The 7592-nt window shown below is 37.2% G+C and carries 6 protein-coding genes (1 of these 6 running past the window's edge); 3 read left to right on the top strand and 3 right to left on the bottom strand.

Translation table 11 applies throughout. The annotated features are described in order from the left end of the window. On the top strand, nt 1-1047 hold the 3' portion of the coding sequence (locus EHQ43_RS15185) for a S8 family peptidase (protein WP_135771629.1). Its footprint begins 1173 nt before the window's first position; the window shows 1047 of its 2220 coding nt (coding positions 1174-2220); its start codon lies off the left edge, out of view; it ends in the stop codon at nt 1045-1047. A gap of 19 nt (nt 1048-1066) precedes the next feature. Further along, nucleotides 1067-1603: a hypothetical protein gene (locus tag EHQ43_RS15180; RefSeq protein ID WP_135741433.1), complete on the top strand. Its 537-nt coding sequence runs from the start codon at nt 1067-1069 to the stop codon at nt 1601-1603. Between the two features lie 41 nt (nt 1604-1644). Here EHQ43_RS15180 and EHQ43_RS15175 read toward each other — a convergent pair whose 3' ends face one another. Then, nucleotides 1645-3426: a methyl-accepting chemotaxis protein gene (locus EHQ43_RS15175; protein ID WP_135771628.1), complete on the bottom strand. Its 1782-nt coding sequence runs from the start codon at nt 3424-3426 to the stop codon at nt 1645-1647. A 136-nt stretch (nt 3427-3562) separates the two neighbouring features. Then, nucleotides 3563-4762: a metallophosphoesterase gene (locus EHQ43_RS15170; RefSeq protein ID WP_135771627.1), complete on the bottom strand. Its 1200-nt coding sequence runs from the start codon at nt 4760-4762 to the stop codon at nt 3563-3565. 70 nt (nt 4763-4832) lie between these two features. Here EHQ43_RS15170 and EHQ43_RS15165 point away from each other — a divergent pair, with 70 nt between their 5' ends. Then, nucleotides 4833-6341 (top strand): malate:quinone oxidoreductase, encoded by a 1509-nt coding sequence (locus EHQ43_RS15165; RefSeq protein ID WP_135771626.1) that lies wholly within the window; start codon nt 4833-4835, stop codon nt 6339-6341. Here EHQ43_RS15165 and EHQ43_RS15160 read toward each other — a convergent pair. Continuing rightward, nucleotides 6334-7587, bottom strand: a complete 1254-nt coding sequence (locus EHQ43_RS15160; protein ID WP_135771625.1) for an OmpA family protein — start codon at nt 7585-7587, stop codon at nt 6334-6336. The genes EHQ43_RS15165 and EHQ43_RS15160 overlap by 8 nt on opposite strands. Nucleotides 7588-7592: the final 5 nt, after the last annotated feature.

The raw sequence follows: 7592 nt of genomic DNA, 5'->3' as shown, positions 1-7592 counted from the left end.
GATCATGGAACGCACGTTGCCGGAACCATTGGGGCTGCGACAAACAATGGAGTAGGAATTGCAGGGATCACTTGGTCGAACCCAATCATTTCTATTAATGTTTTCTATCCGAATGCAAGGATGGTTGCAATATCAAGCGATCGACTAATCGCATATGGAATATTAGATGCAATTAACGGTGGAGCTAAAGTAATTAACATGAGTTTAGGTGGATATGGTTATGAATATTGCCAATGGGCATGTCTTGTAAGAGTTCACACATATTCTTTATCAAGAGATACTGTTCGTTATGGTGAGGCAAAGCGAGTCGTAATGGTTGCATCATCAGGAAATGATAATAGAAGGATTGCACCTTACCCAGGCAACCCGCAAAATCAAGGCGCATTTCCAACATCTTTTAATGAAGTTATTTCGGTAGGGAATTTAGATACATCAAATTCTTTTGGATTTAGGTATCCAGATTCAAATTTTGGAAAAGTAGATATTGCCGCACCAGGTAGTTTCATTTTATCTACTTCGACAAACGGTAGTTATATTTTTAAGACAGGAACTTCTATGGCTGCCCCAATGGTTTCAGGTCTTGCCGCACTCATTCTCTCTGTTGATTCCAACTACCATCCCAAAGATATTTTAAAAGCTATGTGTAGTCAGGCCACACGGCTTACCCAAAGTGGAAATCCGGATACGGACAGAGAGTATTTTGGATGCGGACGAATCAATATTGGTGCCACTCTAGCAGCATTAGTCCCTCCACCACAAAGGCCCAATATCGCTGCAGACTGCGGGGCCATTGACCAAAACCCATGCCCTGCAGGCCGCTGGTTTTTACCCTGGGACTTTCAATTTGTTGCATCAGGTGGAACTCCACCCTACTATTGGACGTATGAAGGTGGTTTACCTACAAATTCATGGTTAAATTCAAATTCTGGCCGATTGATTGGGGAACCGACATGGTGGTTTGGTCCTGGCTGGACTTTTCTCATAAGAGTTACGGATTCTGCGGGACAAACGGATATTCGTAGTTTTTATTTTGCATCGGTACTATAACAGGAGTTAATTTAAAATCATGAAAAATCAAATGCAATATATCAAATCATTTCTACCGTTCCTAATCCTTACATTTTTCGCAACTTGCATTATGGTTTCCTGCAAAGAAACAAGGACAGATTTAGGGATAATTCCTCTCTCACTGATCACTCTCGCTAAAGAGGCAGAAGATCAAGAAAAACTCAATCAGTGTATGGGGATTCTACCACCAGGTTATGTTTGTACAGCTGATTTGACCACTTACCCAACTAGTATTTTACGAGCAGAACTTAGAAATGGAAGCGAACTGATATCTTCCGTTAATACTGCAGATCTACCCTATCATTCGGGCGGTTGCGTTAAATATTACAAAATTACGTGGAACGATGGGTCAGATTATAAAAGTTCAACACTTTTCTTTTGGAAAGGCAAACTCAATGGAGTATGCGCTATTAGCATGGCAAAAACAAACGGAGAAGTAAAGAGCTACTTACTAGATATATCTGAAGAAGATGGTGTAATCGAAAAAATATCGGAAATCAAATCGCATGGCCTAACATTAAAATTCTATCGGTAAAAGAATAGAATGTAACATAATAGAATGGAATCGAAAGTAATTCAAAATCGGAATCGAGACACAATTTTTTCCATTGAGTCTGATACCGATTGCAATCGATTTGCTTCTTCGGATATTTGAGCGAATGTCGTCGAAATTCGAGAATGATTTTCCCATAACTCTTGTAAGTTGGAATTAGAATTCTCTGTGTAAATAGTTTGTAATTCCATCTCACTTGTGATTTTCTCAGCATCCATTTGAAACTCTCCGACCATTTCTTTGAGTGATTTTACATTTTCGGAACTCGTTTCACTGGTTCGGCCAAACATCTGTACTACCTCAGATATCTCTTCAAATTTCGTTTTAACATCCTCATTGGTTTTGATGATTTCTTTCATTGATTCCAAACTTTCTTTGGAAGCCACTTGGGATAATTTCACAACTCTTTTGATCTCTTCTATGTTTTTTGCAGTTTCGTCTGCTAGCCTTGAAACTTCACTGGCAACCACTGCAAACCCACGACCCATGGAGCCTGCGCGTGCAGCTTCTATCGATGCGTTTAAGGAAAGCAAATTCACTCGGTCAGAAATATCTTCAACGATAGAAATTGCCGATTTTATATTTTCACTCATTTGATTCATTTGTTCCACTTTTTCATAAGCAGATTGTATCGCATCTTTTGCTAAATTCACAGTGCCAATAGAATGGATTGTGTTTTGCGATAATTCATCCGCTTTTTTCGAAAGGTTTGTCATTTCAATAGTAACACTCGTTAATTCTTTAGCCAAAAAATTGGTTTTTTCTTTTTGGGTTAACACACGTTCAAATGTTGACTTTGATAAACTTTGGATTTGGTTAACGGAATCGAAGGTAGAATCAATTTTGTTTTTTTCCGATACAACTTGAGAATCGATGACAACTCCTTTGTCTAGAATGATTTTGGATGTTTGCGATAAGGAAACAGCCTCTCTTTTTGCAGTTTGGAAATAAACTCGCAACGAATCCATAAATAGATTTAACTTAGCAATGGTATGACTCAAATTGGTGGCTGATAGTTGTGGGATCGTATCTGCAAGTTCTCCATTAGATAACTTTTCTATCGAAAGATTTAAATTCCCTATGTCTTCCTTTAATGATTTGCTCCCAACATATGCCGAGTAAATCATGATAACAACCATCATAATTGATACAATTGGCATTTGGTAAACCCAATAGGGAGATCTAAAATCTGTAGCTATCAGTAAAAATAAATAATAACCGAAGGTTAAAATTGGTAATAATGCAACAGCCAACATTGTAAAAAGATTCCGTTGGAAGACACCAAAAATGCGAAACTTAGATTCGTCCAAATGAATCGATGCAAACACTTTGTTTTTCAGCACAGAACTTAAATATACTTCCGTTTGAAAATAAAATGCTAAATAAATAATTGGTACAAGCATCACACAAGCGTATGGTAAAGCAAAAATTTCACGTGAAGGCAAACCCAATACCGAAATTGACAATAGCGAAAACCCAAATATAGATACAGTCCAACGGATGAGTATCACCTTACCTTCCCAATGAGGGTGCTCCAATAATCCTTTTTTAAGATTTGATAATGTTTCGATATCGGTAATTTGAGAGTAACTTAACAAATGTTTGAGTCTACGATTTCTCAGCGTAATGCCGACAACCAAAGGAATCAAAGAAAGCAAAGTGCCGAGGATAGCCAATTTGATCAGAGTTTCTGTATCAAAACTCGAAGCAAATAAACAAAAGTTGATAAAATAGGGAAAAATTAATAAGTATAAGGGCGCTTCGATGGCAAATGTCAATTTCCTGATTAACTGATTTTCTGTCATTCCCCTGGAACCATCCTTTCTGTTTGACAATGATTTCAAAAAAGCGAAGAGACATCATCCCTTTTCATTTTTTTTGATTAAGAAACAGTCTGTGAAATTTGTTCAGAGTGAACGATTGTTTGCCAAAGCAAGTGAATTAATCCAAGGATTGTAATTCCAACACTGAAATTTCAGAAGGGGCACCCAATCGAAATGGAGGCCCCCAATACCCTGTCCCACGACTTACATAAATCTTTGTTCCCTTATAATCATGAAGACCAGCTACAAATTTCTGTGCAAAATAAATCAATATGTTGCCAGGAAAAAATTGTCCACCATGTGTATGGCCTGAAATTTGAAGATCAAATCCAATTTTGTTTGCCTCATAGACACTATTTGGTTGGTGTGCGAGTAATATCTTATAATCACTATTCTCTCCCCCCAACATAGCTCGCTTGGGATTTGTTTGATGGGATTTGATCATTGAACCTGCTGTTAAATCTGTCACACCGGCCATAAGTAACTTGGCAGACCCGATATTGATTATTTGGTTTTCATTTAGCAATACGCGGATACCTAACGCTTCAATTTCCGGTAACCAAGGTAAAACACCAGAATAATATTCATGATTCCCTGTTACATAAAATGTTCCATATTTGGATTTTATATCAGCAAGTGGTTTTAGATGGTGTTTGAGAGTGGCAGCTGGCCCATCCACGAGGTCTCCGGTGATCACAACCACATCTGGTGTTTGAACGTTGATTTTTGCAACCACGCGACGAAGAAACTTTTCTTTGATCGTTGGTCCTATATGAACGTCAGAGATCTGAACTATCTTAAAACCTTTTAGGTCAGAGTGTAAATTCTTGTCTTTGATTTTGGTATGTTTGTATCTCAAACGAACATGTGCATTGTAAAATCCTAAAGAACTTAGAGCAGTTGCAATTACGATTGTTGAAAAAGCCAAACTGAAATTTTTTACTTCCGTGATTCCATCAATTGGAAAACCAAATCGAAGTAATGTGGTGAAAAGTAACTGAGAATATTCTGAGACAATACCCAAATCAACTACTCGGAGTAAGTCCATAAATAGGACCAACGTAAACAGGATGGAAAAAAAACCAAAATTTGTAAAAGAGACATAGGCAAAAAATGTTTGGGTTTTTTCACGTTTTGATACACGGCTAAAAATATATGTGATAGGTACGAGTAGTACAAGTGCTCCAATCCCAATTAAAATCACTGTTACCACGGGTCCAACCAGTGAAAGTCCTGAGATTAATCGAAAGGTAGAATAGTAATAGATAAATCCAAGTAAGGATGTCAGAACGGACAAAAATAGGAAGAATACTTTCAATGAGATAACCCTATCTATTGGACAGGTTTTTGATAAAGAAAGTCTCGAATATTGACGTCAGTAGGATAGAATGAAAGAAAAAGATACAGTTCGAACCAAATCCGATGTGATTCTCATTGGAGCAGGAATTATGAGCGCAACACTAGGGCTTCTATTGAAAGAATTAAACCCTCACCTAACAATCACTGTTTTGGAAAGACTAGATGCTGCGGCACGCGAGAGTTCAAATGCTTGGAATAATGCAGGTACAGGACACTCCGCATTTTGTGAATTGAATTATACAGTCGAAAACGAAGATGGTTCGATCCAAACGAAAAAAGCACTCCAAATTGCAGAATCATTTGAAATCTCTAAAGAGTTTTGGAGTTACCTTTCTGGGATCAAACAAATCATTGATCCCGAAGATTTCATCCATTCGGTTCCCCATTATAGTTTTGTTTGGGGAGATGAAAATGTTCGTTTTTTAGAGAAAAGATATTCTGCTTTAAACCAATATGAGTTGTTTAAAGGGCTTACTTATACAGAAGACCGACAAACCATTGCACAATGGCTCCCACTTGTAATGAAAGGAAGAGATCCTTATGAGAAGGTAGCTGCCACAAGAATGGACTTGGGAACCGATGTCAATTTTGGTACACTCACCCGTTCTATGTTTCGCTATTTAGAAAGTTTTTCGGATGTCCATGTTCATTATTTTGAAGATGTAAAAGATTTAGAAAGAAGTGAGAATGGGAACTGGCACCTAACTTCACATAACTTACAGACCCATGAAAAAGAACATCATGAAGCAAAATTTGTTTTCATAGGTGCAGGTGGAGGAAGTCTTCCCCTACTTGAAAAATCAGATATTCCAGAGGCAGAAGGTTTTGGTGGATTTCCAGTGAGTGGACAATGGTTACGATGTAAAAATCGTAATATCATTAAGGAACATTTTGCGAAAGTATACGGTAAGGCAAACGTTGGTTCTCCTCCCATGTCAGTCCCCCATTTAGATACAAGGATCATTGAAGGCAAAAAAGAACTACTATTTGGACCTTACGCTGGTTTCACGACAAAATTTTTAAAAAAAGGTTCTTATTTAGATTTAGTGAAATCATTAGAGTTTGATAATATTTTCCCTATGTTATCAGCTGGGATGCACAATTTACCATTAACGAAGTATTTAATTAGCCAAGCGATTCAATCTCATGAAGACAGAATTGAAGCTCTAAAAGAATATTTTCCAGAAGTAAAATCAGAAGACTGGGAACTTGTAGTCGCAGGGCAAAGAGTGCAAGTGATAAAAAAAGATGAAGAAGAAGGTGGGGTTTTAGAATTTGGTACGGAAGTTGTGTCTGCAAAGGATGGAACACTTGCCGCATTACTCGGTGCTAGTCCAGGTGCTTCCACTTCAGTTTCCATTATGTTGGAAGTTCTTTCAGATTGTTTTCCCGAACAAATGAAGTCTATTGAATGGAAAGAAAAATTAAAACAAATGATCCCAAGTTTCGGAGAATCCATGAAGGACAATCCGAATCTTTGTATCGAGAGCAGAAAACGAACAGAAACATTTTTAAATTTAAAAATGTTAGTTACTTAATTTTTTTCCGGAGTTCAATCACTACTTTTTCTTTTGATTCCACCGTATACAAAGCTGATCCTTGGGTGGAATCAATAATTCTTTTTGGACTCACGCCTTTCTCTCGTAACACGCGAGAGATTGCTTGTGCCCTCTCAAACCCTAAATCATAATTTTCAAAATTCCCTGGAAGGTCCTCTTTATAAGGAGAAGTATAGGTAATAATTAGAATATCATATTCTTTGAATTCATTTTCTAAACTTCTAGCGATGGCATCCAGTCTTGCCCTTCCTTCCAAATGAATTCGACTCGACGGCAAATCAAAGATTTCACTGGCAAAGAAAACAAATCGTTCTAATTTAGAATCTTGATTTACTGGATTAGAATTAGTAGCCACATCTGACGCAACACTTTCGATTACTTTTTTTGGAATTTCTTCGGTATTTGATGAATCTTGTTTAGAAAGTGAGAAATTTAATCCAAAACCAATCTTTGCAGCAGTTTCTTCATAATTTCCTTTGTTTCTATAACCAGTAGATGGCGCTTTATAATAAACTACGTAAGCATTTGCGTGTTCCAATTCGGCACTAATAAAAAATCTATTGTTAAAATGATACCGCACACCCAATGACCCAAAAACTCGGTTGATAGTTCCACCATACAAATTTTCTGATCCATATCCAGCACCAATCTTCAGATACGGATCAAATGAACTATTGGGATTCATATGATAAAAAAGATTCAGATCAGCTGTTAATGCACTGTAAAAATCTCGCTTCGTTTGAAAAAACAATTGAGCTGCATCAGAAACATTCAGCAAATCAAGTTGATTGGATACTGATCTACTTGACAAAGCCGAAACAGTTCCAATTCGAGAATCGACAGTCCTAAATTTGGCCGAAGAAATGACTTGGTATGTGGAAGAAAGTCCAATCCCAAAATATTTAAATATTCCGTATTCTATTCCGATTTCCCCTCCTCTGCTCGATAACTTTGTTCTTTCTTCTGTGAATTCGGTGTAGAAAGTATAACTAAGATAACGTGAAACTATATCTGTAGAAACAGTATTGAATGTTAGATAACCCGGGAAATTATAATTAAAAACTTGTTTTTGAATGCTACCTGAATTATTTCCGAGTCCACCCATACCCATCCCATAAAAAATTAAATTACCCCGGTCAAATCCTTGACCAAATAATAGTGAACCTGGGAAACATAGTAAAATCACGAGTCCTAACCATTCAAGTTTTTGCATCCATTTCTGCATGGGTG

Source organism: Leptospira bouyouniensis, assembly GCF_004769525.1.
In the GTDB taxonomy this organism is placed as follows: Bacteria; Spirochaetota; Leptospiria; order Leptospirales; family Leptospiraceae; genus Leptospira_A; species Leptospira_A bouyouniensis.
The sequence above is the reverse complement of the archived record's forward strand: the minus strand, read 5'-3'. Positions and strand labels throughout refer to the sequence as shown.